Source organism: Marinobacter sp. UBA5687, from assembly GCF_002420325.1.
Classification (GTDB): Bacteria; Pseudomonadota; Gammaproteobacteria; order Pseudomonadales; family Oleiphilaceae; genus Marinobacter; species Marinobacter nauticus.
This window is the reverse complement of record NZ_DIHV01000141.1, coordinates 9,438-10,847: the sequence shown is the minus strand read 5'-3', so window position 1 is coordinate 10,847 and position 1,410 is coordinate 9,438. Positions and strand designations below refer to the sequence as shown.

Sequence of the window (1,410 nt, the reverse complement as noted above, 5' to 3'; positions counted from 1 at the left end):
GGTGGCCTCATGAAAATATCATTGAGGCGGCCCACATCGCCGGAAAAACCGACGCATTTACCTTCCGCCTCGATGATGACACAGGCCGCCCCGAGAATGTGCCCGACCGGTCGCAGATGAAAGCGTATATCACCGAGCTGGATCACTTGGTGAAAGTCCACCGACTGAAACAGCTCCATGCAGGCTTCTGCATCCTCCTGATCATACAGGGGCTCCGGATTCTCATGCCTGCTCAGCTTATGGCGGCCGAGGTAATGTGCCTCCTCTTCCTGAAGGTGGCCGCTATCGGCCAGCAATATGCTGCATAGCTCTCGGGTGGCATGATGGGTATAAACCGCCCCCCGGAAGCCCTGCTTGTACAACACGGGGATGTAGCCTGAATGATCCAGATGGGCATGGGTCAGAAGCACGGCATCCAGCGAGGCAATATCGAGCGGCAACGGTTGCCGGTTGCGCTTTCTCAGCCACTTGTACCCCTGAAACAGGCCGCAATCGACCAATACACGTGTCTGGCCGGTTTCAACCAGGAACTTGGAGCCGGTCACGGTTTCCGTGCCACCCAGAAATGTAATGTTCATCGGCGCTCACCCTCCACCTGATTGAGAAAATGCCTGACCGGCGGCACCAGCAACTCGCTGACATCGATCTCATTGCTGCTGTGTGGAACCGTGTTGGTGGTCACCAGCGTCTGCAGGCCGGTACCCAGAAGGTAGGTGTCCGAGGCCTCCGCAAAAATGCCATGCACCGCCGCACACAGGATGGCCTCCGTGCCTTGCGCCTTAAGTGCCCTGACACACTCGCCAATGGTGCGTCCGCTGGAAATAACGTCATCAATGATGACGGCTTTCCGGCCGTTATACGCCGAGATATCCGGCAAGGTGACTTCAACGCGCCGGTCACCCAGACGCTGCTTGGTGCCAATGACATAAGGATGGTTACTGGCCTGCGCGATACTTGATACCCATTGCTCACTTTCCGCGTCCGGACCTACCAGCAACAGACCGTTTTGCCCCCGTAGCCAATCCGCCAGCGCCGGTGCTCCCTGAACAACTTGCGTGGGTATGCTGTAGATTTCGTCAAGAGACTGGTACCTGTGCAAATGTGGATCAACGGTGATCAGCCAGTCGATATGTAAAGACAAAGACTGGGCAAACACCCTGGAAGTGACCGCCTCCCCTTCTTCGAAGCGTCGATCCTGGCGCATATAGCAAAGATAGGGCGCCACCAACCCAATCGACCTGGCACCGAGTTCCCGGAGAGTTTCAAAGAGAAACAGGAGAGCAAGGTATTTGGTGTCTGGATGCGTTAGGTCGGCCAATATTACGCAGTTCGCACCTTTGACTGATGTGAGCACACGTAAGTAGGACTCACCATCAGGGAACCTCCGCACCTCCAAACTTCCCGGCTCCA

Annotated in this window: 2 protein-coding genes; both read right to left on the bottom strand. The window is 56.3% G+C overall.

The window, feature by feature from the left end; all coding sequences use genetic code 11:
- A partial coding sequence (locus B3Y70_RS15645; protein WP_288590062.1) for an MBL fold metallo-hydrolase occupies positions 1 to 578 on the bottom strand: 578 nt, incomplete at its 3' end.
- Positions 575 to 1,410: ribose-phosphate diphosphokinase (locus tag B3Y70_RS15640; protein ID WP_288590061.1), on the bottom strand; the 836-nt coding region annotated here is incomplete at its 5' end. The genes B3Y70_RS15640 and B3Y70_RS15645, both read right to left, overlap by 4 nt.